The 20,751-nt window shown below is 63.6% G+C and carries 16 protein-coding genes and 2 pseudogenes; 5 read left to right on the top strand and 13 right to left on the bottom strand.

The window, feature by feature from the left end; translation table 11 throughout:
• Positions 1–13: 13 nt before the first annotated feature.
• The 11 genes from CTP10_RS22490 to CTP10_RS22440 all read right to left on the bottom strand — a co-directional run bounded on the left by CTP10_RS22490 (position 14) and on the right by CTP10_RS22440 (position 14,706).
• Positions 14–1,432: a mannose-1-phosphate guanylyltransferase/mannose-6-phosphate isomerase gene (locus tag CTP10_RS22490; RefSeq protein WP_116321099.1), complete on the bottom strand. Its 1,419-nt coding sequence runs from the start codon at positions 1,430–1,432 to the stop codon at positions 14–16.
• A gap of 73 nt (positions 1,433–1,505) precedes the next feature.
• Positions 1,506–3,254, bottom strand: coding sequence for a polysaccharide biosynthesis/export family protein (locus CTP10_RS22485; RefSeq protein WP_116321100.1), 1,749 nt, complete (start codon positions 3,252–3,254; stop codon positions 1,506–1,508).
• 2 nt (positions 3,255–3,256) lie between these two features.
• Positions 3,257–4,387, bottom strand: a complete 1,131-nt coding sequence (locus CTP10_RS22480) for a chain-length determining protein (RefSeq protein WP_116321101.1) — start codon at positions 4,385–4,387, stop codon at positions 3,257–3,259.
• Positions 4,384–5,046: an ABC transporter ATP-binding protein gene (locus CTP10_RS22475; protein ID WP_116321102.1), complete on the bottom strand. Its 663-nt coding sequence runs from the start codon at positions 5,044–5,046 to the stop codon at positions 4,384–4,386. Before CTP10_RS22475 ends, CTP10_RS22480 begins: the two co-directional genes overlap by 4 nt.
• Complete coding sequence (locus tag CTP10_RS22470) at positions 5,043–5,834, bottom strand: ABC transporter permease (RefSeq protein ID WP_116321103.1); 792 nt, start codon at positions 5,832–5,834, stop codon at positions 5,043–5,045. Before CTP10_RS22470 ends, CTP10_RS22475 begins: the two co-directional genes overlap by 4 nt.
• Positions 5,835–6,975: 1,141 nt before the next feature.
• Positions 6,976–8,049 carry an MBL fold metallo-hydrolase gene (locus CTP10_RS22465; protein ID WP_116321104.1) on the bottom strand — a complete coding sequence of 358 codons (1,074 nt, stop codon included), beginning with the start codon at positions 8,047–8,049 and terminating at the stop codon, positions 6,976–6,978.
• Between the two features lie 226 nt (positions 8,050–8,275).
• Entirely contained in the window at positions 8,276–9,679 is a 1,404-nt protein-coding gene (locus CTP10_RS22460) for an FAD-binding oxidoreductase (RefSeq protein WP_116321219.1), read from the bottom strand.
• Positions 9,680–9,739: 60 nt separating this feature from the next.
• Positions 9,740–10,549, bottom strand: a complete 810-nt coding sequence (gene hpaI, locus CTP10_RS22455; protein ID WP_116321105.1) for a 4-hydroxy-2-oxoheptanedioate aldolase — start codon at positions 10,547–10,549, stop codon at positions 9,740–9,742.
• A gap of 39 nt (positions 10,550–10,588) precedes the next feature.
• On the bottom strand, positions 10,589–12,064 hold the full coding sequence (locus CTP10_RS22450) for an NAD-dependent succinate-semialdehyde dehydrogenase (RefSeq protein ID WP_116321106.1): 1,476 nt from the start codon (positions 12,062–12,064) through the stop codon (positions 10,589–10,591).
• Between the two features lie 36 nt (positions 12,065–12,100).
• The gene (locus tag CTP10_RS22445) at positions 12,101–13,624 is read right to left on the bottom strand and encodes a UxaA family hydrolase (protein ID WP_116321107.1); all 1,524 of its coding nucleotides are present in this window, start codon (positions 13,622–13,624) and stop codon (positions 12,101–12,103) included.
• A 65-nt stretch (positions 13,625–13,689) separates the two neighbouring features.
• On the bottom strand, positions 13,690–14,706 hold the full coding sequence (locus tag CTP10_RS22440; protein ID WP_116321108.1) for a tripartite tricarboxylate transporter substrate binding protein: 1,017 nt from the start codon (positions 14,704–14,706) through the stop codon (positions 13,690–13,692).
• Positions 14,707–14,849: 143 nt separating this feature from the next.
• Here CTP10_RS22440 and CTP10_RS22435 point away from each other — a divergent pair, with 143 nt between their 5' ends.
• Complete coding sequence (locus CTP10_RS22435; protein WP_116321109.1) at positions 14,850–15,785, top strand: LysR substrate-binding domain-containing protein; 936 nt, start codon at positions 14,850–14,852, stop codon at positions 15,783–15,785.
• Here the strand turns inward: CTP10_RS22435 and CTP10_RS22430 are convergent.
• Positions 15,782–16,156 (bottom strand): annotated as a pseudogene (locus CTP10_RS22430) (TSUP family transporter); the annotation flags it as partial. The gene CTP10_RS22435 and the pseudogene CTP10_RS22430 sit on opposite strands and share 4 nt — an antisense overlap.
• Positions 16,157–16,192: 36 nt before the next feature.
• Between CTP10_RS22430 and CTP10_RS22425 the strand changes: the two are divergent.
• Positions 16,193–17,470: an RNA-guided endonuclease InsQ/TnpB family protein gene (locus tag CTP10_RS22425; protein ID WP_116321110.1), complete on the top strand. Its 1,278-nt coding sequence runs from the start codon at positions 16,193–16,195 to the stop codon at positions 17,468–17,470.
• A gap of 15 nt (positions 17,471–17,485) precedes the next feature.
• Here CTP10_RS22425 and CTP10_RS22420 read toward each other — a convergent pair.
• A pseudogene (locus CTP10_RS22420) lies at positions 17,486–17,774 on the bottom strand (sulfite exporter TauE/SafE family protein); the annotation flags it as partial.
• 394 nt (positions 17,775–18,168) lie between these two features.
• On the opposite strand from CTP10_RS22420, the gene CTP10_RS22415 reads away from it, so the two are divergent.
• Genes CTP10_RS22415 through CTP10_RS22405 form a run of 3 tightly spaced genes read left to right on the top strand, consistent with a single transcriptional unit; the run spans position 18,169 to position 20,742 of the window.
• Positions 18,169–19,602, top strand: coding sequence for a cytochrome ubiquinol oxidase subunit I (locus CTP10_RS22415; RefSeq protein ID WP_116321111.1), 1,434 nt, complete (start codon positions 18,169–18,171; stop codon positions 19,600–19,602).
• Between the two features lie 4 nt (positions 19,603–19,606).
• Positions 19,607–20,614: a cytochrome d ubiquinol oxidase subunit II gene (cydB, locus tag CTP10_RS22410; RefSeq protein ID WP_116321112.1), complete on the top strand. Its 1,008-nt coding sequence runs from the start codon at positions 19,607–19,609 to the stop codon at positions 20,612–20,614.
• Positions 20,614–20,742 (top strand): DUF2474 domain-containing protein, encoded by a 129-nt coding sequence (locus tag CTP10_RS22405; protein WP_116321113.1) that lies wholly within the window; start codon positions 20,614–20,616, stop codon positions 20,740–20,742. The genes cydB and CTP10_RS22405 overlap by 1 nt, the downstream gene beginning before the upstream one ends.
• Positions 20,743–20,751: the final 9 nt, after the last annotated feature.

Here is a 20,751-nt window from a genome sequence, read left to right as displayed (position 1 = left end):
GGTACTAGACAATTCAAGCTCGTCCGTAGCTATCCTGGAAGCGAACGATATCGTCTTCCTCCAGATACGGACCACTCTGTACTTCAATCATGACCAGCTTGATCAGGCCAGGATTTTCCAATCGGTGCTTATGCCCTGCCGGGATATACGTAGATTCATTCGTGCTCACGAAGAATTCCCTTTCCCCGTTAACGACTTTCGCCATACCACTCACCACGATCCAGTGTTCGCTACGGTGGTGGTGCATCTGCAAGCTCAGACGGCCACCCGGCTTAACCTCAATTCTCTTGATTTTGAAGCCCGTACCTTCCTCCAGGACCGTATAAGTTCCCCATGGCCTATGCATGGTCCGGTGAAACTTATGCGCTTCATGCCCTCTTGATTCGAGCTTGGCGTAGATCCTCTTCACATCTTGCGCCGCACCCTTGTCCGCAACGAGGACGGCATCGGGGCTGTCGATAATAATGAGATTTTCCAGGCCCACCGCTCCCACCAGCCGATGATTGCTATGGATGGTGCAGTTCCGGGTATCGTGAAGCTCGACGCTACCCTCGAGGCGATTGCCGTCGGGGTCTGCGGGAGACATTTCACCAAGCGCTGTCCAAGACCCGATATCGCTCCAGCCGATATCGCACGGTACGACCGAAATCGCGGCCGCCTTTTCCATGACAGCGTAGTCAACCGAGGCGTCGGGTACATCTTCGAAGGTTGCCTTGTCCAGTTCGAGACGGACGCCCTTACCGTCTTCGACCCATGACCGCGACTTTTCGATGCATTGCCGAGTTGCGCTCAGAATGGAAGGACAGTGTACCGACATCTCCTTAAGCATCGCTCCCGCAGCAAAGCAGAACATGCCGGAATTCCAGAGGAATCGCCCGGAGTCGACAAACTCGGTGGCCTTTTCAAGTGACGGCTTTTCGACGAAACGTACAACATTGTTTCCTTCCACCTCGAGGTAGCCGTAGCCGGTTTCCGGTGCGTCCGGCTGAATGCCGAAAGTGACCAGCTTACCTTGCAATGCGAGCTCACTTGCCAAGCTCACCGCAGATCCGAACTCCTTCTGGTCGTCAATCAAGTGGTCAGCCGCGAGAATGAGAACCAGCGTCTCCTCACCGTATTGCTTCGATATTTGCAATGCGGCTGCGGCAATCGCTGCGGCAGTATTTCTGCTTACGGGCTCCAGTATGAAGCCGGTCGAGACATCATCACGGCCGAGTTCGTGATACTCATCGACCGTCTTGAAATAGAGTTCGCGATTAGTGACCGTCCAGACATCCGACACGCCGGGCAAGTCAGTGGCGCGCAGGAATGCCTTCTGCAAGAAGCTGGTCCCATCGGGCAAGCGAATGAAGGGCTTGGGATGGAGTTGCCTAGAGAGAGGCCAAAGGCGAGACCCCGCTCCGCCGCACAAGATTACCGGAACTAATTTCATCGTTGACTACCAGTTCTTCCAATTATTCGCAAAGCGTAGCACTGCAGTTTTCAAAAGGATTTCACTCGCAGCACTAGAGCCCAAGCACCACTTTCGCACTGATGGCGATCTGATACAGAATCTGGAACACGTCCTTGGCAAACTGCCTAGTCTTGAAGTCCACCTTCGGCAATACCATGATTTCGTCGCCAGCACGCACGGTTCCGTCCTTCTTGCCATCGGAGAAACTTCCATCGCGATGAGCAACAATCACGCGTGATGTATCAGCATTTTGCGAATAGCCACCCGCCTGGCGAATCAAATCGTCTAGGTCCATGCTCTTGTCGAAGGCGACCGCGTTGGGGAAAAGCACTTCACCGCTCACCAGCACCAGTCCGTCCTTGACCGGAACGCGCAGGACATCACCGTTCTCCAGCAACAACTCATCACGAACGCTCGACTTGGAGATGACGGTCTGGCCTGACGGGTCAATCTTCTTGGCACGCTCCACCCACTGCAGGACGAGAGCAGCCTCCTCCTTTCGCAATTGCGCTTCCTCAGCTGTACCCGAGCGAGCAGTGAGGACACTTGACTCGAGAGTGCGCAGCGTCGCCGCCAGCAAGGTCTTCTGACGGTCCTTAACACTGAGGCGGAACAACTGGATGCTGGCTGCGTCCGACTCGGGCGTAAAGTGCACTTGCTTCAGCAGCTCACCCATCCGCGATCCATACGGCAGGACATATTCCTGAGGTCCGGTGTGCTCGCCCTCCACCCGTACGGTGATGGTGCCCGGCCGCTTGTCGGCAGTGAATTCGATCTCGTCGCCATTGCGCAGTACGATTTCGTGGCCCTGCGAGATCGGAAAGTATTCAACGTTTCGGACCGAGCCGGTGTTTCGGGTCACTCGCACATTTGTTGCTTCCGGCAAAGGCTTGGCCAGCAGTACGACCTGATCCAGCCTAGCATGGTCCCCAATGAACTCGAACCGCTTGGCGTTCTCGGCGAGCCCGCCAGCCTTGACCGTCTTTTTTCGGGGTTGCACGAAAATGACATCACCGTTGTTGAGCTGGCGGGACGACAGCTCGCCTTTGAGAAGGAAATCGTAGAGATTGACGATATCCAGAGTCTGATTGCCACGCTTGACGGCGACATCAAGGAACGAGCCGCGATCGGGGTCGATACCACCCGCCTGGTCCAGGTAGCGAAGGATGCTGTCGCTAGATGTACCGCTATACATACCCGGCCGGCGCACCGCTCCAGTCACGTACACACGTACCGGTTGCGCCGCGAGCAGGCTGGCATAGATGGAAACCTTGCTGGCAAATACCCTTCGCATCGCATTGCTGATGGCGCTTTGCAGGTTGCCGTTCGTAATGCCCTGCACACGGAATGGCCCTACTTCCGGAAGCAGAATGTTTCCGCCGGCATCCACCGTCAGCACGGTATCAACGTTGTAGCCGTTCCAGATTCGAAGCTGGATCTTGTCACCCACCGAAACGACATGGCTCGGGTTGAATACCGAAGCACTGTCTCGGCTGAAGGCGCCGGTAAACAACTGCGCGCCAAAGGCGTCACTCGCCATGTTGGCGGTGTAGTCATTGTTCTGCGGCGCGCTATCCGGCAATGGCTGGTCGGGACGTGCCGGAACCATGGGCGGCGTATTCTCTACCGGAGCGCTGGCGCCCACAGACGGAGATAGTGCGCCTTGTGCTGCCAGGACTGCAAAATCCGGCTGCGTCATGGCAGCAAGTTGTGCCCCGCGCAAGCTACTCTGGGCAAGTGCGTGGGTAGAGCCGATCGCTGCGCATGCGACCACGACAATAGCAATAAGTCTGCGAACCATAATCAGTCCCGGTGATCGCGAATAATGGCGCCCAGCAGTTGGAGCACCCCGGCCAGCATCACTGTCGCCAGCACGAACACCACGATGTTGTAAATGCGCCGCGGCTGGAGTGGGTACTCCGGCAGCGTCGGACTCTGAAGCACGGCAACGTTCTTCAGTTTGCGAGTGGCTTCAATCCGCGCCTTTTCCAAGGCACCGAGCGCTGTCTTGTAAACATCGAAGGAAAACTCGGCCGCAGCTTGCAAGCGATCGTGCTCTTCGACGACCTTGTTCAAGCCACCTTTGCCTTTGCTCGAAACCATGCGCCCACGCTGTTCGGAAATCTGGCGCTCCACCGCTGCAATCTGCGCATCCAGTTGCTGGATCGCGGGCGACTGCGCCGTGAACACATCCTTGAGCGCGTTACGCTTGACGTTAAGGTCTGCCAGGGTGCCCTCTGCGCTTGCAACAACAGCAGACAAGCTCTCCACTTCACCGCGAGGCGACACGAGGCCATTTGCGTTCTGATATGCCAGCAATGCCTGACGAGCGGTTTTGACCCTTTCACCGAGGTCTTTTACCTGCTTCTCGATGTAGATCACCTGTTCGCTTGCGATGCGATGCGTCATTTCGTTCATGAATCGCTCGCCTTCGGCGACCAGTTCCCGGGTGATCGCCTGAGCCATGTCCGGTGTGTACCCTTGAGATTTGATCACCAGCACGCGGGAGAAGTCATCGTATTCGACACTTACGCGCTTAAGATAGTAATCATGAAAGCGTTCCAGCGAGGCATTCTCAAACCACAGCCGCGACCAAGGATCGCGTTGGCTATCCGCAAAGTGGCCACGCAAATGCAGCTTTGCGTCCAGTTTCTTGAGCATATCGGTGGACAACAGGTACTCCCGCAGCAGCAGCAAATCCTGAGACGCCGTGTCACCACCGAGCAGCAGCGAGGAGAAGTCCGAAGCATTGCTGCCTACACCATCGCTACGCTCCACCACCACACGTGCTTCCGACACATAGATATCGGAGGCAATCAAACTCCAGTACAGGACCGCGACTAGGCAAGCGCCAAGCGCCACTTGCCCGATTCTGTTCATCCCATGCAGACGCTGTATCTGCACAGCCCCGCTCATCTTCAACGTCTTGATCATGCTGCAATGCTTTCCCTGTAAGCCTTCAGGGCGTCATCCACGGAATCGAACCAGTGCGCACGGCCCTGATGCAACCAGACTCCAGATTGGCAAAAATTACGTAGCGTCGATTCACTGTGCGAGACCATCACCAGCCCCGCCCTGTCTGCAAGGTCTTCAAAGGCTTTCTGCGACTTCCCCTTAAAGGATGCATCGCCTACTGCGGTCAGTTCGTCGACGAGATAGGTATCAAAATCAAACGCCAGCGACATGGCGAATGCCAGACGCGAGCGCATGCCCGACGAATATGTTTTCACAGGATCGTCGAACGCATCGTTCAACTCCGAAAACTCTCGCACGAACTCAAGTTTCTCCGCGAGATCGCCGTTAACACCATGTATGCGGCAGACAAACTTGGTGTTCTGTCTGCCGCTGAGCGATCCCTGGAAGCCACCTGACAAGCCGAGCGGCCAGGAGACGCGGCAGTTTCGTACGATGCGCCCCTGGTTTGGTTGGTCGATCCCGCCCACCAGGCGCAGCAGCGTTGATTTACCCGCGCCGTTTGCACCGATCAACGCTAACCTGCAGCGAGGCGGGATGTTGAACGTCACACCCTTGAGCACCCATCTGGATCCGTGACTGGAGCGATATCGCTTGTGGATATCCCTTATCTCAATCATTGCGCCACCAGCTTTGTAGAGAACCGCGCATGCAGCGCAAGCCCGAGAAACACGGAAACCAATGCGGCGAAGGCCAGATAGCCGAGGCTGATATGCGCCTCGCCGCGATAGGCCGCAAAGTACCCCGTCCGCATTGCCTCAAGGCCATGGACGATCGGATTGACGAGAACCGCTTCTCGCATACCCCGCGGCAGACTCGAGACGGGATACATCACCGCCGACAGGAAGTACAAGGGCATGAACGTAAGACGGATAAGCTTGCCGCCTTCGGAGGACAACTTTCCAATGACGGAGAAGATCAGGCCCAGGCCCAGGCCGAACACCCATAACAGGAAGGCCGCCCAGATGACAAAAAGCGGATCGCTTGGCCAGATATCGATGTCAAACATCGCGAGCGCGGCCAACAGTACCGCGCCAACAATGATGTTGACGACAACCTCGAGGCTTGCCCGGACCAGCACGGTATCTACTGGCTGCACTTGCCTGTAGGCAAACAGCGCCTGATTAGCGCTGACCGCCTCCATGCAGCGACTCGCCACGTTGCGCACGAGAAAGAAGCCCCAAATGCCAACCAACAGAAAAACTTCAATATTGGCATCTGCCATTACGCGGTGCCGGATCACACCAACAACCACCATCAGGAAGATGATGTGAGCAGCAGGCTCGACCAGGATCCATAGCCAGGCTGCGCGGCCGGAAGCCAGGCGAGCGCTGGCCTCGCGCAGGAACAGCGCCTTCCAAACGGAAACCGCGACGGAGACGTCCGACCGGACTGAGGTCCGGCTCATAGCTTCGTGCCGCTTGGATCTGGCGTGCCGAAGACAGGCGTATCTGAGATGCGTGGGTTGGCCCACGCATCAAATGTGACGCATTCAGCGCTAAAGCGTTGTGCCGCGACTACGCTTCCGCGTGGCATCCGCGAGCCGCGCAGAGGCCCCTCGGCGGATGCCGACACGGTTGCCCAAGGCTGCAGACTGGACATTGACATCAAGGCTGCGGGCGTTTGGCCCCCAACCGCTCCCTGAACGACTGCGTTCATTATTCGAATCTGGTCTTTTTTTGTACCGGGCGGCTGCTTTTGCGCGGCCGTCGCGTTGACAGCGCGCAATAATACGGTGCACCTGCAGCATAGACAACATCCTGTAACAACTTTTCACTCACATACTCCAAAAGGGGGGTGACATCACTTTGTACAGGTGAAAGGTGTCCTATTGTCCACGTACAAACCGTTTAGTGGCCCTCTCGACACTGCCGAGATCCGTGCCCACATTGGGTTTCAGGCTCTATCATACTTTTTTTGCTGCAATGCAGAATACGATTAATCCGACGCAAATATTTGGCACAAGTTAATATTAAAACACTTAAATAATCGGGTTCGTGAACGCTCTAAAAATCAGGATTAAATCACTCCAACAACAATCACATTAGCCGATTGTATAATCAATTCATTTATTATCCTGATAACTGTGTGATGTATACTGCACACATGATCCGAGCACCGGGGCCAAGCCACCAACCGATCTCAGGCATCACAGGTGCCTGGTTCGCCTCAAAACTTGGTGTGGAGTCACATAGACACAAGATGAGGGCGTTGTCTCTGAGAAATGGGCATAAACCCTATGGTATTTCTGCGAATGCAAGAGGCAATCCCGCGTGCATCGCCTCGGCGGCGGTGTCACCCGCGCTTGTTTTGGGAGTCAGTACTTTCCGAGGTTTTATTACTCACCGAGGACCGGCGAAGGCGGCGCACGAATCGGATTTTGTAATAGGCCGACGGCCTTCGCGCGGGCGGCGGCGGGTCGCCGCGCAGGCATGGCCATGCTGCAAGCGCTGGCTACAAAGGGGACAAAGTTGGGAACAGTCCGAGCCAGGGCTCGTTGCACTTTGGCAACACTGGCGGGCCGTTTCGGCCCGCCGCAGCCGGGGCTGCTACCCCATGCGATACCAGTAGCACTGGTCCTCACCGAGCTCCCGCACCGCCTCGCCCCTGTGCAGCAGGTAGTTCAGGTGCGCGATGCTCTCGCCTGTCGCCATCCCCAGCAACCCGCCGGATCCGGTGATCGGCCGGGAGAACAGCTCGCCAAAGACATCCACCGCCCGCCTGGGCTCGGACAGCGCGCCGCGCAGCCGGTCGAGCGCCTGCAGCTGGCTGGCGCGCAGGTAGTCGAGGCGGGCGTGCAGGCCGCGGAAAGGTTCGTTGTGGGCGGGGAGCACCAGCACGTCGTCCGGGACGGTGGCACGCACCTTGTCGAGCGAGGCGAGCCAGTCCTGCATCGGATCGGCATCGGGCTCGGTGGGAAATACGGAGACGTTGGAGGAGATGCGCGGCAGGACCTGGTCGCCGGACACCAGGACTTTCAGCGCCGGGCAGTACAGGCAGGCGTGCTCGGGCGCATGGCCGGTGCCGACGATGACCTGCCAGTCGTGCGCGCCGATGCGGACGGTATCGCCGTCGGACAGGCGGCGGAAGCTTTCGGGCAAGGCGTGGACAAATTTGCCGAAGCCGCCGAAGCGGGCGCGGTAGACCTCGATGGCTTCGTCATCCCAGCCGGCGCGGCGGTAGAACGCGATGGCGTCGGCCGGGGCGGCCCGGCCGGTGTCGGCGGCCAGCACGCGGCACATCAGGTATTCCAGCCGCGTCATCCACAACTGGCAGCCGAATTTGCTCGTGAGCCAGCCGGCCATGCCGACATGGTCGGGGTGCATGTGGGTGACGAACAGGCGTGTCAGGCCGCCGGCCAGGGCGCCGTCGGTGCCGAACAGCGTGCGCCAGGCCTGCGCGGTTTGCGGGGTCTGCAGGCCGGAGTCGACCGCGGCCCAGCCGTTGTCGTCGCGGATTGCCCACAGGTTGATATGGTTCAGGCCGAGCGGCATCGGCATGCGCAGCCACATCACGCCGGGCGCGACTTCGATGGCGCGGCCGGGTTCGGGCGGCTCGCCGCAGGGATAAAGGAGTTCGGGCTTTTCGAGGCCGGGGACGCTGGGGGTGGCGTGAGCGCTCATGGTGGGCTGTCGGGGCGATGTGGTCCGGGCCATGTTGCCTGCGCTGTGGAACCCGTGCAGGCAACCGGCCCTGTTGCGCCGGACGCCGTGTGACGAATCACCGGCATCCGGCCCGTGTCTTGAACACACACCTTAGCCGAGTTGGCCGGTTCATGCCACGCGTGCGCTTTACCCGGCCCTTGTGGCCTCACCTGCCCGCCACCGCGATTGGCGGCGGAACAACGCCCTATGCGCCAAGCACCGGCAGCACCTTGCCCGGATTGAGCAGGTTCAGCGGATCGAGCGCCTGCTTGACCTGCCACATCAGTTCCAGTTCGACCCGCGACTTGTAGCGCACCAGGTCGTCGCGCTTGCCCACGCCGATGCCATGCTCGGCCGACACCGAGCCGTTGCCGGCGTAAGCCAGGCCATCCACCAGCGTCGACACCGGCTCATACCACCGCGCCAGGAAATCCTTTGCCGCCAGGTCCTTGGGCCGCAGCGGGTTGAAATGGACATTGCCGTCGCCCATGTGCCCATAGATCACCATGCGCGCGTCCGGCACCAGTTCCAGCACCCCGGCGGAGGCCTCTTCGACAAAGGCTGCGATGCGCGACAGCGGCACCGAGACATCGCACTTGATGCTGCCGCCGGTGCGCGTCTGGGCGTCAGAGATCTCTTCGCGGATGCGCCAGAAGGTCTGGACGTCGGACAGGCTGGAGGCGACGGCGGCATCCAGCACGAGCCCCTGGCCGAAGCCGGACTCGAGGATTTCCATCAGCGTGGCGTTGAGGCTTTCAGCGTCGGTGCCGGAAGTCAGTTCGACCAGCACCATCCAGTCGTGGCGGTCCTGCAGCGGCGCGGCAACGTTACCGAGGAATTCCAGCACCAGTTCCAGCGCGGGCCTCGAAATCAGCTCGAAGGCGCTGACGGCCTGGCCGGAGAGCCGCTTGGCTTCGCCGAGCAGCGCCACGGCGGCGGCCGGGTCCTTGACCGCAACCAGCGCCACGGCGGTGCTGCGCGGCTGCGGCATCAGCTTGAGCACGGCACCGGTGATGATGCCAAGCGTGCCTTCGGCGCCGATGAACAAATGCTTGAGGTCGTAGCCGGTGTTGTCCTTGCGCAGGCCTCGCAGCGACGAGAAGATGCGCCCGTCGGGCAGCACCGCCTCGATGCCGAGCACGAGGTCGCGCATATTGCCGTAGCGCAGCACCGCGGTGCCGCCGGCATTGGTCGACAGGTTGCCGCCGATCTGGCACGAGCCTTCAGAACCGATGCGCAGCGGGAACAGGCGCCCTTCCCCTTCGGCTGCACCGCGTGCGGCGCTCAGCGTCACGCCGGCCTGCACGGTCATGGTGTCGTTGATAGTGTCGACTTCCAGCACGCGGTTCATGCGGCCCAGGTTGACCACCACCGCGGTACCGCTGTCGTCGGGCACCGCGCCGCCCATCAGCGAGGTATTGCCGCCCTGCGGCACCACCGGCACGCGGTTGGCATGGCACCACTGCAGCACCTGGCTGACCTGTTCCGTCGACGATGGCAGCACCACCACCTGCGCCTGGCCGCGGTAGATGCCGCGGTAGTCGGTGACGTAGGCCTGGGTGTCGGCCTCGCCGGTGCGGCAGGCGTTGGCGCCGACGATGGCTTCCATCGCGCGCAGCGTGGATTCGTGAGTCTGGGGGACGGCTTGCATGGTTAGTCCTGAAGCGGGTCAGTACGCGGCGGAGGGCTTGGTGTCGGCGGCAGCGTCGGCCGATTGCTCGCGGAACGATGCCGCCAGCTTGCGCGCGGCGTTGGCATAGACCAGCACGTCGACGCCGGTAGCCACGAAGGTGCAGCCGAGTTCGAGGTAGCGGCGCGCCAGCGCAGGATCGGAGGTCAGCGTGCCGGCGGCCTTGCCGCTGGCGATGATGGTCCGCATCGCCCCTTCGATCGCAGCCTGTACTTCGGGATGGCCGGGGCGGCCGCGATGGCCCATCGATGCGGCGAGGTCGGCGGGGCCGATAAAGACGCCGTCGACGCCGTCCACCGCGCAGATGGCTTCCAGGTTCTGCAGCGCGGTGACGGTCTCGGCCTGCACCAGCAGGCAGACTTCGTCATCGGCCACGTCGAGGTAATCGGTGCGCGAACTCCAGCGCGAAGCCCGTGCCACCGCGCTGCCCACGCCGCGGATGCCTTGCGGCGGGTAGCGGGTCGCGCTGACCAGCGTGCGTGCCTGCTCGGCGGTGTCGACCATCGGCACCAGCAACGTCTTGGCGCCGATATCGAGCAGTTGCTTGATCAGTGCCACGTCGCCGGACACGGCGCGCACCACCGGCTGCGACGGATAGGCGCCCAGCGTCTGCAGCGCCTGCAGCGTGGTTTGCAGGTCGTTGGGCGCGTGCTCGCCGTCGATCAGCAGCCAGTCGAAACCGGCAGTGGCCGACACTTCGGCCAGGTACGGCGTGGCCATCGACAGCCACAGGCCGATCTGCGGCTGGCGCGCGGCCAGCGCGGTCTTGAAGGGGTTGTCTGCGGGCATGTGGATTCTTCCTGTTCGATCTGACGGTTGCCCGGCGCTTCAGCCGAGCTGACCCTGGCAAAGGTACTTGGTGTGCATGTAGTCGTCCAGGCCATGGCGCGAGCCTTCACGGCCGTAGCCGGACTCCTTGACGCCGCCGAACGGCGCTGCCTCCGCGGCGATCGCGCCTTCGTTGATGCCGACCATGCCGGTTTCCAGCGCCTGCGCCACGCGCCAGATGCGGCGGATATCGTTGGAATAGAAATAGGCGGCCAGTCCGAACGGCGTGTCGTTGGCGTCGCGGATGACCTCGGCTTCGTCGCGGAAGCGGAAGATCGGCGCGACCGGGCCGAAGGTCTCTTCGCACGACAGCTCCATCGCCGGCGTGGCATCGACCAGCACGGTCGGCGCGTAGTAGTTCGGGCCGTCGTCGGTGCGCACGCGCTTTCCACCGGTGACCACGCGCGCGCCGCGGGCGACGGCGTCATCGACGTGGCGGGCGATCTTGTCGACGGCGCGCGCATTGATCATCGGGCCGATCTGCGCGGCGTCTTCCGTCGCGGGGCCGACGTGGAGCGCGCCAACGCGCTGTGCCAGCCGCCCGACAAAGTCGTCGTGGACCGCCTCATGGACATAGACGCGGTTCGGGCAAACGCAAGTCTGGCCGCCGTTGCGGAACTTGGACGCCATCAGGCCGTCGACCGCGGCATCCAGGTCGGCATCCTCGAACACGATGAACGGTGCGTTGCCTCCCAGTTCCAGCGACAGCTTCTTCAGCGTGGCGGCGGATTCGCGCGCCAGGTGCTTGCCGACCGGCGTGGAGCCGGTGAACGTGACCTTGCGCACACGGCTGTCGACCAGCCAGGCATCGACCACGCCGGGCGTATGCTCGCGCGAGGCGGTGACCATGTTGAGCACGCCCGCCGGAATGCCGGCCTGCTGCGCCAGCCATGCCAGCGCCAGCGCCGTCAGCGGCGTGTCTTCGGCGGGCTTGGCCACCACGGTGCAGCCGGCGGCGAGCGCGGGAGCGATCTTGCGGGCGATCATCGCCAGCGGGAAATTCCACGGCGTGATCGCGGCGACCACGCCTACCGGCTCCTTGAGAACCAGCAGTTTGCGGCCCGGCACAGCTTCCGCGACGATGTCGCCGCAGATGCGGGTCGCTTCCTCGGCGAACCATTCGACGTAGGACGCGCCGTACAGCACTTCGCCGCGCGCTTCCTTGAGGGGCTTGCCTTGCTCGGTGGAGATGATGCGGGCCAGGTCTTCCTGGTGCTGCAGGATCAGTGCATGCCAGCGCTTGATCAGCTGCGCACGCTCGCGTGCGGTGCGCCGGCTCCAGGCCGGGAATGCGGCGGCGGCCGCATCGACCGCCAGGCGCGCATCGCCGGCATCGCTGTCGGGCACGAAGGCAAAGGCCTCGCAGGTGGCGGGATCGGTGACGGACAGGCGACCGCCCAGGCCGGCATCGCGCCAGTGGTCGTCGATCAGGTTCTGGCTGCGCAGCAGCGCGGGCTCGGCAAGGTTCAGGGCCATCGGATGTCGATTCAAAAATGGTGGGAAAGCCAGCAATCAGCTGACGATGCCGAGGTGCCAGGGTACGAACTCGTTGTCGCCCAAACCCAGCATCTCGCTCTTGGTCGGCTCGCCGGAAGCGGCACGCAGGATATGCTGGAAAATGCGCTCGCCCATCTGGGACACGGTCAGCTCGCCATCGAGCACCAGCCCGCAGTTGATGTCCATGTCCTCTTCCAGCCGCTGGAACATGGCGGAGTTGGACGCGAGCTTGATCGTCGGGGCGGGCTTGGAGCCGAACATCGAGCCGCGGCCGGTGGTGAAGCAGATCAGGTTGGCGCCGCTGGCGATCTGGCCGGTTACGGCGACCGGGTCATAGCCGGGCGAGTCCATGAAGACAAAGCCGGCGCGGTCGATCGGTTCGGCATACTCGTACACCGCCTGCAGCGGCGTGGTGCCGCCCTTCATCGCGGAGCCCAGCGACTTCTCGAAGATATTGGCCAGGCCGCCCTGCTGGTTGCCGTGGCCGACCACGCCGTTGAACTGCGCGTTCTGGCCGGCGGTGTAGCGCTCCCACCAGGCCAGCCGGTCGAGCAGCTTCTGCCCGACTTCCGGCGAGACAGCGCGGCGCGTCAGCATGAATTCAACGCCGTGGATCTCAGGCGTCTCCGACAGGATGGCGGTGCCGCCGTGGCGCACCAGGAGGTCCATGGCCGCGCCCAGAGCCGGGTTGGCGCTGATGCCCGAGAAACCGTCCGAGCCGCCGCACTCCAGGCCGATCTTGAGATGGCTGGCCGGCACCGGCTGGCGCTTCGCGGCATTGGCCGCGGGCAGCATCGCCTCGACCGCGCGGATGCCCGCCGCGATGGTGGCGCGCGTGCCGCCGGTGTCCTGCATCACCAGCGTATGCACCGCGGGTCCGGGCTCGAGACCCTGCGACTCGACCAGCGATGCGACCTGGTTGCGCTCGCAGCCCAGCCCGACGATCAGCACGCCCGCCAGGTTGGGATGGCGTGCATAGCCTGCCAGCGTGCGCCGCAGCACGTCGAAATGCTCGCTCGGCGACGACATGCCGCAGCCGCTGGTCTGCGCGAATGCGACCACGCCATCGACGTTGGGATAGGCTGCCAGCCGTTCCGGGGTGAAATGCGCGGCAATCTGCCGGATCACCGTGGACGAGCAATTGACCGAAGAGAGGATGCCGATGAAATTGCGCGTGCCGACGCGGCCATCGGCGCGCACGAAGCCGTTGAACGTGGCGCGCTGCGCCTCGGGCACGTAGTCGACCGGGCGCACGTCCTGGCAGAACGCCGGGTCGCGATAGAAATCGACCAATGTCAGGTTGTGCGAATGCACGTGCTCGCCGGGCACGATATCGCGCGCGGCCACGCCGATCACGGTATCGAACTTGCGCACCGGCGTGCCCGCGGCAATGGCGCAGGCCGCGATCTTGTGTCCGGCCGGCACCTGCGCGCGCACGCGCACGGCGGGTTCGACAAGCTGCTGGCCCAGCGACAGTTCATGCCGGGCAACCAGCACGTTGTCGTTGGCGTGCAGGCGGATGACGGGATTGGGCTTCACTTGGGCTTCGCTTTGGTGGACGGCTGGTGGTGCGACAGGTGGGGCGGCTGGGGTTGCAACTAAGCTCAGCTTTGCTGCAGCAGTTCCTTGAGCTTGAGGCGCTTGATCAGCTCGGTTTCCTGGGCATAGACGCTGGCCACGTACTTCTTGTAGTCGGGGCCGTCCAGGTACATCAGCGGTGCATCCAGCCGTGCCGCGACCTGCTTGAATTCATTGCTCGCCACCGCTGCGCGGAAGGCATCGCGCAGCGTCTTCTCCACCGCGGGCGGCAGGCCCTTGGGCGCGCCGATGCCATTGGGCGCTTCCACCACCACGTTGTAGCCAAGTTCCTTCAGCGTGGGCGTGTCCTTGAAGCGCGACGCGCGCTGCTCGCCCCAGGTTGCCAGCAGGCGCAGCTTGCCGGCTTCCACATGCGGTGCCCACGAGCTGGAATCGGCCAGCAGGTCCACCTGACCCGCCAGCACGTCCTGCAGCGCGGCGGCGCCACCCTTGTAGGCGATCGCGTTGAACTGCACGCCAGCGGCCAGCGCAAACTGCTCCATGCCGACATGGGTCGCGCCGCCGATGCCGGCGTGCGCATAGGTGATCTTGCCCGGGCTAGCCTTGGCCGCCGCCACCACGTCCTGCAGCGTCTTGTAGCGCGAGTTGGCCGGCACGGCGATGCCGAAGGTCTGGCCCGACGTGCGCGCCAGGTAGGTCAGCTCGGTGCGCGGGTCCAGCTGCAGCATGCCGAGCTGGGCAAAGCGCGTGACCGAGATCGGGATCTGCCCGATGGTGTAGCCATCCGGCGTGGCACGCGCCAGCGCCTTGGTGCCGATCATGCCGGAGGCGCCTGCGCGGTTCTCCACCACGATCGACTGCTTGAGGATGCCGCCGGCCACCTGGCACAGCGCGCGCATCGACTGGTCAGCGGTGCCGCCAACCGGCCACGGGCAGATAAAGGTAATGGGACGCTCGGGATACGCGGAGGCCAGCGCACGCGAGCCCGGCAGCAGCACGCCGGCGGCACCGGCAGCCACGCCGGCGGCAGCGCCGATGAGCAGGTTGCGGCGCTTCAGGTCGATGGGGAGTCCTTGGGTCATTTGCGGGTGTCTCCGTGTTTTGATTATGGGCGACCGGTGCATGGCCGGCTTTGTCATGTCACGCATTTTGTGGCTGCGGAACATAACAATCCAATCAAAAACTAGCATTGCTTCATAACGTTTTCGTTAGGTAGACTGCGGGCATGGTCAAGATCGATCGCGCGCTGCGCTCCAACATCAAGCTGCGCCATCTGCAATTGCTGGTGGCACTGGATGAATTCCGCCACCTCGGCCGTACCGCGGAGTTCCTGTCGGTGAGCCAGCCCGCGGTGTCGCGGGTGCTGACCGAAGTCGAGAAGATGCTGGGGCTGACGCTGTTCACGCGCTCGACGCGCGGCACCGAGCCCACGCCCGCCGGCGAATCGCTGGTGCGCTTCGCGCGCTCGGTGCTGGCGCAGTACGAGCAGACCCGCGACGAAATCGCGGCGGTTCAAAGCGGCGCGTCGGGGCGCGTGCAGGTGGGCTCGATGGGCGCCGCCCTGCCGGTCCTGCTGGCGCGCGCGGTGGGCCTGCTCAAGGACCGCCATGCGCGTGCCACCGTGCTGGTGGAGGAAGGCGACCTGACGCACCTGCTGCCCAAGCTGCGCCTGCGCGAACTGGACCTGATCCTCGGCCGGCTGGAGCCCGGCTATGCTGCGCCCGACCTGGTCACCGAAGCCTTGTATGAAGAGCCGATGGTGGTGGTGGTCAAGCGCGGCCACAAGCTCGGGCGCAAGACCCGGCCCGGCTGGTCCGACCTGGCGGCAATGCCCTGCGTGCTGCCGCCGCCCTGGGCATCGCTGCGGGTAAAGATCGAGCAGGCGTTCTACCGTTACGGGCTGCATCCGCCGCAGGACGTGATCGAGACGTCTTCCTATCTGGCGATGACGACCTTCGTCGCCCAGCGCGGCGCGGCCGGGTTCATGGCGCAATCGGTCGCGCGTGCGATGCAGGCAGAAGGGAAGCTGCAGGTGCTGGCGATGGAGGTGCCGGTGGAACTGCCGCCGGTCGGCATCATTACGCTGCGCGAACGCGCACCGTCGCTCAGCGCGGAGCAGTTGCTGGCCTGCCTGCGCCAGGCCGCCGCGGAAGGCGCCTAGCCGCGCGCCAGCAGCGCCGGCACGGAAGTCGCGAGCAAGGCCACGCCCGAAGCCGTCAGCAGCGTCAGCACCACCTTGCGGAAGGTGGCCTCGCTGATACCCAGGTACAGGCGCGTGCCGAGCAGCGTCGGCACCAGCATGGCAGGCGCCACCACCAGGAACATCGGCAGCATCTCGCGCGTGACGATGCCCTTGCCGACGTAGGCGGCCATCGTCACCGCCAGCGTGGCGAGGTTGAAGTTCTGGATCACCGCGCGCTGCTCATCCTTGTCGAAGCCGCGCAGCGTGCACCACAGTGTCGGGATCACGCCGGTGAAGCCGCCGATGCCGCCCATGACGCCGCCTGCCGCGCCGGCCACGCCGTCGGCCAGAGTTCTTAACGAGTCCTTTGTGCTAGTCTAGCAGCCGTGGAACGCCGCAAGGTCACCTTCAAGCTGTACCCCAACGCCCGTCAAGCCGAACGCCTGACAGGCTGGACCCGCTTGCACTGTGAGCTTTACAACGCGGCACTCGAGGAGCGCATCAGTGCGTATCAAAAGCGCGGAAAGTCGATCAGCTACTACGATCAGCAGAACGTGTTGCCGGAGATCAAAGCGGCGCGGCCGGAATTCGTCGCGCTAGGTTCGCACGCGCTGCAGCAAACGCTGCGCAAACTGGATCTCGCGTTTCAGGCGTTCTTTCGCCGTATCAAGGCGGGGCAGACGCCCGGATTTCCGCGCTTCAAGGCAGGCAGGCGGTTTTCGGGCTTCTGCTATCCCGATCCGGCCGGCTGGAAACTGGCGCAAAACGGCACGCGTGGCGCCACGATTCGCCTGGGTAGCGGCAAGGACGCAATGTCCATCCGCGCTCGAGGCCGGCATCGTTTTGGTGACGGCGCGAAGCCCAACGATCTGACGATTACGCGCAAGCATGGCGAGTGGTTCGCCAGTGTCACGCTGCGCGTATCGGAAGACGCATGCGCTCGCGCACGTACCGGCGACGCTCAGCGAGGCGTCGACTTCGGCCTCAACGACTGGGCGACGTTCGACAACGGCGAGACGATCGCAAATCCGCGTTTCGTGCGCAATGAGATGCCGCGCATGGCGGAGTTGCAGCGGCAGCAGGCGCGCAAGAAACGCGGATCCATTCGCTATAAGCGCTTGGGCAAGCAGGTTGCGAAGGTGCATGAGCGCATCGGCAATCTTCGCCGCGAGTTCCTGCACAAGACGACGTCGCGCCTGGTAGCGGCCTGCGCCCTCATCGCCACGGAAGAACTGTGCACACAGAATATGAGTCGTTCGGCAAAGGGTACGCAGGACAAGCCCGGCCGGATGGTCCGGCAAAAGGCCGGACTCAATCGCGAGATCCTGTCGGCTGGATTGAGTATGGCGCATAACATGCTCGCGTATAAAGCGGTAGAGGCTGGTACGCGGCTGCACGTTTCAAACACGCGCCAATTAAAACCGTCGCAGCGCTGTGCCGCGTGTTGGGAGATCGTGCCCAAGACGCTCGCGCAACGCATGCACGTGTGCACGCACTGCGGACACACGGCACAACGCGACAAAAACGCAGCGTCGGTCGTCCTGATCGATGCGCATGCGCCTGGAACGGGCGTAGCGGCGAGACCGAAACCGCTGGCGCGGCAACGCCCCAAGTCAAAGTCCGTGACCCGCGAACCCCTCGCTATAGCGTCGCCAGACGCTTAGCGGTGGAGAGTTCATCCACAGGGCATCGAGCATTGGCAGGACCCGCCACGCCCAGCGGAATGCCGGCCACGCCGCCGGCCACGAACGGCCACAGCCGCCGCCACGACAGCCCCCGCCGCACCGAAGCCGCCGCCAGCAACTGGCCGGTGAGCGCGCCGAACACTGTCATCGCCGCCGCCAGCCGGGGCTCGATGGCCCAGGCCCAGAACGACATCGCCACCATGCCGAAGGCAAAGCCAGACAGGCCCTGGACAAAACCGGCGACGGCGGCGCCGGTGATCACGATCAGCAAGGTGGAATCCATGGAGGCAGGACGCGCGCCACGGGTGTGGGCGCCAGACAGGAGCATTGGGGCAAGCGCGTCACTATGCACTTCTTTGCCTGGCATGTCAGTAGCGGACGCTGCTGCACCGCGCAAAACTGATACGGTCTTTTCTCTTGAAAGTGATGCTGTTATTGCCGCGCCTCGATGGGTAGGATGATCCCCGGCAGTTGGCAAAAGGCAGTGCCCGCGCCGCCCGCTGCGGCGAAATGTCACCCGCCCGCCCCGCTGCCCATCGCGCTGTATGCGGCGTACACTACGCTCACCGCACGCGCCTACGGCCCGCGCCCCGGCGCGCCCCCCGGCTGGCCGGCCTGCCCCCGCAGCGCCGCGCCGTCCGCAGGCGTGCGCCAGGCCAGCGCCACGGAGAACAACTATGTTTGGTTTGACCGCGCTAGACCTCGCCCGCATCCAGTTTGCCTTTACCGTTTCGTTCCACATCATCTTTCCCGCGATCACCATCGGCCTTGCCGCCTACCTGGCGGTGCTGGAAGGCTGCTGGCTGCGCACCAAGCGCCCGCACTACCGCGACCTTTACCACTTCTGGTCCAAGATCTTTGCCGTCAACTTCGGCATGGGGGTCGTCTCCGGGCTGGTGATGGCCTACCAGTTCGGCACCAACTGGAGCTTCTTCTCCGAGTTCGCCGGCAGCATCACCGGGCCGTTGCTGACCTATGAAGTGCTGACCGCCTTCTTCCTGGAAGCCGGTTTCCTGGGCGTGATGCTGTTCGGCTGGAACCGCGTCGGGCCCGGCCTGCATTTCTTTGCCACGGTGATGGTGGCACTGGGCACGCTGATTTCCGCCACGTGGATCCTGGCGTCGAACAGCTGGATGCAGACGCCGGCCGGCTTCGAGATCATCAACGGCCGCGTGGTTCCGACTGACTGGTTCGCGGTCATCTTCAACCCGTCCTTCCCCTACCGCCTGCTGCATATGAGCGTGGCCGCGTTCCTGGCCACCGCGCTGTTCGTCGGCGCCTCGGCGGCGTGGCACCTGCTGCGCGGCCGCGACAACCAGGCCATCCGCAAGATGCTGTCGATGGCGATGTGGATGCTGCTGATCGTCGCGCCGATCCAGGCCGTGATCGGCGACCTGCACGGCCTGAACACGCTCAAGCACCAGCCCGCCAAGATCGCTGCACTGGAAGGCCACTGGGAAAACCACGGCAACGAAGGGCTGCCGCTGCTGCTGTTCGGCTGGCCCGACATGCAGCGCGAGGAAACCCGCTTCGCGGTGGAAGTGCCGCGCCTGGGCAGCCTGATCCTGACGCACACCTGGGACGGCCAGATCCAGGGCCTGAAGGAATTCGCCCCGGAGGACCGGCCCAATTCGACCATCCTGTTCTGGTCCTTCCGCGTGATGGTGGGGCTGGGGCTGCTGATGATCGCGCTGGGCGCCTGGAGCCTGCTGCTGCGCCGTGGCGAACGGCTGTACCGCGCCCGCGCCTTCCTGCACATGGCGCTGTGGATGGGCCCGGCCGGCGTGATTGCGATCCTGGCCGGCTGGTACACCACCGAAGTCGGCCGCCAGCCGTGGGTCGTCTACGGCCTGCAGCGCACCGCCGACGCGGTCTCGCCGCACGGCGTGCCCGAACTGGCGCTGACGCTGGGGATCTTCGTGATCGCGTACTTCTTTGTGTTCGGCGTCGGCATCGCCTACATGATGCGGCTGGTGCGCAAGGGGCCGGTGCTGGAAGCGCCAAGGCCGGAAGGCGGTCCGGGGCGCGAGCATACGCCGGCGCGCCCGCTGTCCGCCGTGGACGACGACGAAGTCCTTGCCCCCAACCCCGCCGCGCGCACCCGGAGCTGACACCATGGGCATCGATCTCTCTCTTCTCTGGATCATCATCATCTTTTTTGGCGTGATGATGTACGTGGTGATGGACGGCTTTGACCTGGGCATCGGCATGCTCTTTCCGTTCGTTCCCGACCGCCATGACCGCGACGTGATGATGAACACGGTGGCGCCGGTCTGGGACGGCAATGAAACCTGGCTGGTGCTGGGCGGCGCCGGGCTGCTGGCGGCGTTCCCGCTGGCGTACTCGGTCGTGCTGAGCGCGCTCTACCTGCCGCTGATGCTGATGCTGCTGGGATTGATCTTCCGCGGCGTGGCGTTCGAATTCCGCTTCAAGGCCAACGACCGCGAACGCCCCGTGTGGGACGCGTCCTTTATCCTCGGCTCTGCCACCGCCAGCTTCTTCCAGGGCGTGGCGCTGGGCGCCTATATCGACGGCATCAAGATGGAAGGCCACCGTTTTGCCGGCGGTCCGCTGGACTGGCTGGCGCCCTTCCCGCTGTTCTGCGGCGTCGGGCTGGTGGTGGCGTATACCGTGCTGGGCAGCACCTGGCTGATCATGAAGACCGAAGGCGACCTTCAGCAGCGCATGATCAGGCTGACGGGGGCACTGGCGTGGCTGCTGCTGGCGGTGATCGCGGTGATCAGCCTGTGGACGCCGCTGACGCACGCGGAAATCGCCGAGCGCTGGTTCAGCCTGCCGAACCTGTTCTGGTTCTCGCCGGTGCCGATCCTGGTGGCGCTGTGCATGCTGATGCTGATGCGCGCGTTGCGCCGCGAGCCGGACATGGCGCCGTTCCTGTATGCGCTGGGGCTGGTGTTCCTCGGCTACAGCGGGCTAGCGATCAGCGTCTGGCCCAATATCATCCCGCCCGGGATCTCGATCTGGGACGCCGCCGCGCCACCGCAGAGCCAGGGCTTTGCGCTGGTCGGGGCGCTGTTCATCATCCCCTTCATCCTGATGTACACGGTGTGGGCCTACTACGTGTTCCGCGGCAAGGTGCGCCACGGCGAGGGCTATCACTGATGGCCGCGCCGACATGGCTGCGCCGGCTGGGCTGGCTGGTGCTGATCTGGGTCGCGAGCGTGGCGGCGCTGGGCGTGGCGGCGTGGGTGCTGCGCATCATCATGCAGGGCGTCGGCTTCCGTAGCTGACGGCCCCTC

Source organism: Cupriavidus sp. P-10 (assembly GCF_003402535.2).
Classification (GTDB): Bacteria; Pseudomonadota; Gammaproteobacteria; order Burkholderiales; family Burkholderiaceae; genus Cupriavidus.
The sequence above is the reverse complement of the archived record's forward strand: the minus strand, read 5'-3'. Positions and strand labels throughout refer to the sequence as shown.

Bases quoted from the DNA above. Each gene is read 5' to 3' on its own strand.
- CTP10_RS22465 (WP_116321104.1), bottom strand. From the start codon at position 8,049: ATGAGCGCTCACGCCACCCCCAGCGTCCCCGGCCTCGAAAAGCCCGAA.
- CTP10_RS22450 (WP_116321106.1), bottom strand. From the start codon at position 12,064: ATGGCCCTGAACCTTGCCGAGCCCGCGCTGCTGCGCAGCCAGAACCTG.
- CTP10_RS22480 (WP_116321101.1), bottom strand. From the start codon at position 4,387: ATGATCAAGACGTTGAAGATGAGCGGGGCTGTGCAGATACAGCGTCTG.
- CTP10_RS22470 (WP_116321103.1), bottom strand. From the start codon at position 5,834: ATGAGCCGGACCTCAGTCCGGTCGGACGTCTCCGTCGCGGTTTCCGTT.
- CTP10_RS22460 (WP_116321219.1), bottom strand. From the start codon at position 9,679: ATGGAAGCCATCGTCGGCGCCAACGCCTGCCGCACCGGCGAGGCCGAC.
- CTP10_RS22490 (WP_116321099.1), bottom strand. From the start codon at position 1,432: ATGAAATTAGTTCCGGTAATCTTGTGCGGCGGAGCGGGGTCTCGCCTT.
- CTP10_RS22475 (WP_116321102.1), bottom strand. From the start codon at position 5,046: ATGATTGAGATAAGGGATATCCACAAGCGATATCGCTCCAGTCACGGA.
- CTP10_RS22440 (WP_116321108.1), bottom strand. From the start codon at position 14,706: ATGACCCAAGGACTCCCCATCGACCTGAAGCGCCGCAACCTGCTCATC.
- CTP10_RS22415 (WP_116321111.1), top strand. From the start codon at position 18,169: ATGTTTGGTTTGACCGCGCTAGACCTCGCCCGCATCCAGTTTGCCTTT.
- hpaI (WP_116321105.1), bottom strand. From the start codon at position 10,549: ATGCCCGCAGACAACCCCTTCAAGACCGCGCTGGCCGCGCGCCAGCCG.
- CTP10_RS22405 (WP_116321113.1), top strand. From the start codon at position 20,614: ATGGCCGCGCCGACATGGCTGCGCCGGCTGGGCTGGCTGGTGCTGATC.
- CTP10_RS22485 (WP_116321100.1), bottom strand. From the start codon at position 3,254: ATGGTTCGCAGACTTATTGCTATTGTCGTGGTCGCATGCGCAGCGATC.
- cydB (WP_116321112.1), top strand. From the start codon at position 19,607: ATGGGCATCGATCTCTCTCTTCTCTGGATCATCATCATCTTTTTTGGC.
- CTP10_RS22435 (WP_116321109.1), top strand. From the start codon at position 14,850: ATGGTCAAGATCGATCGCGCGCTGCGCTCCAACATCAAGCTGCGCCAT.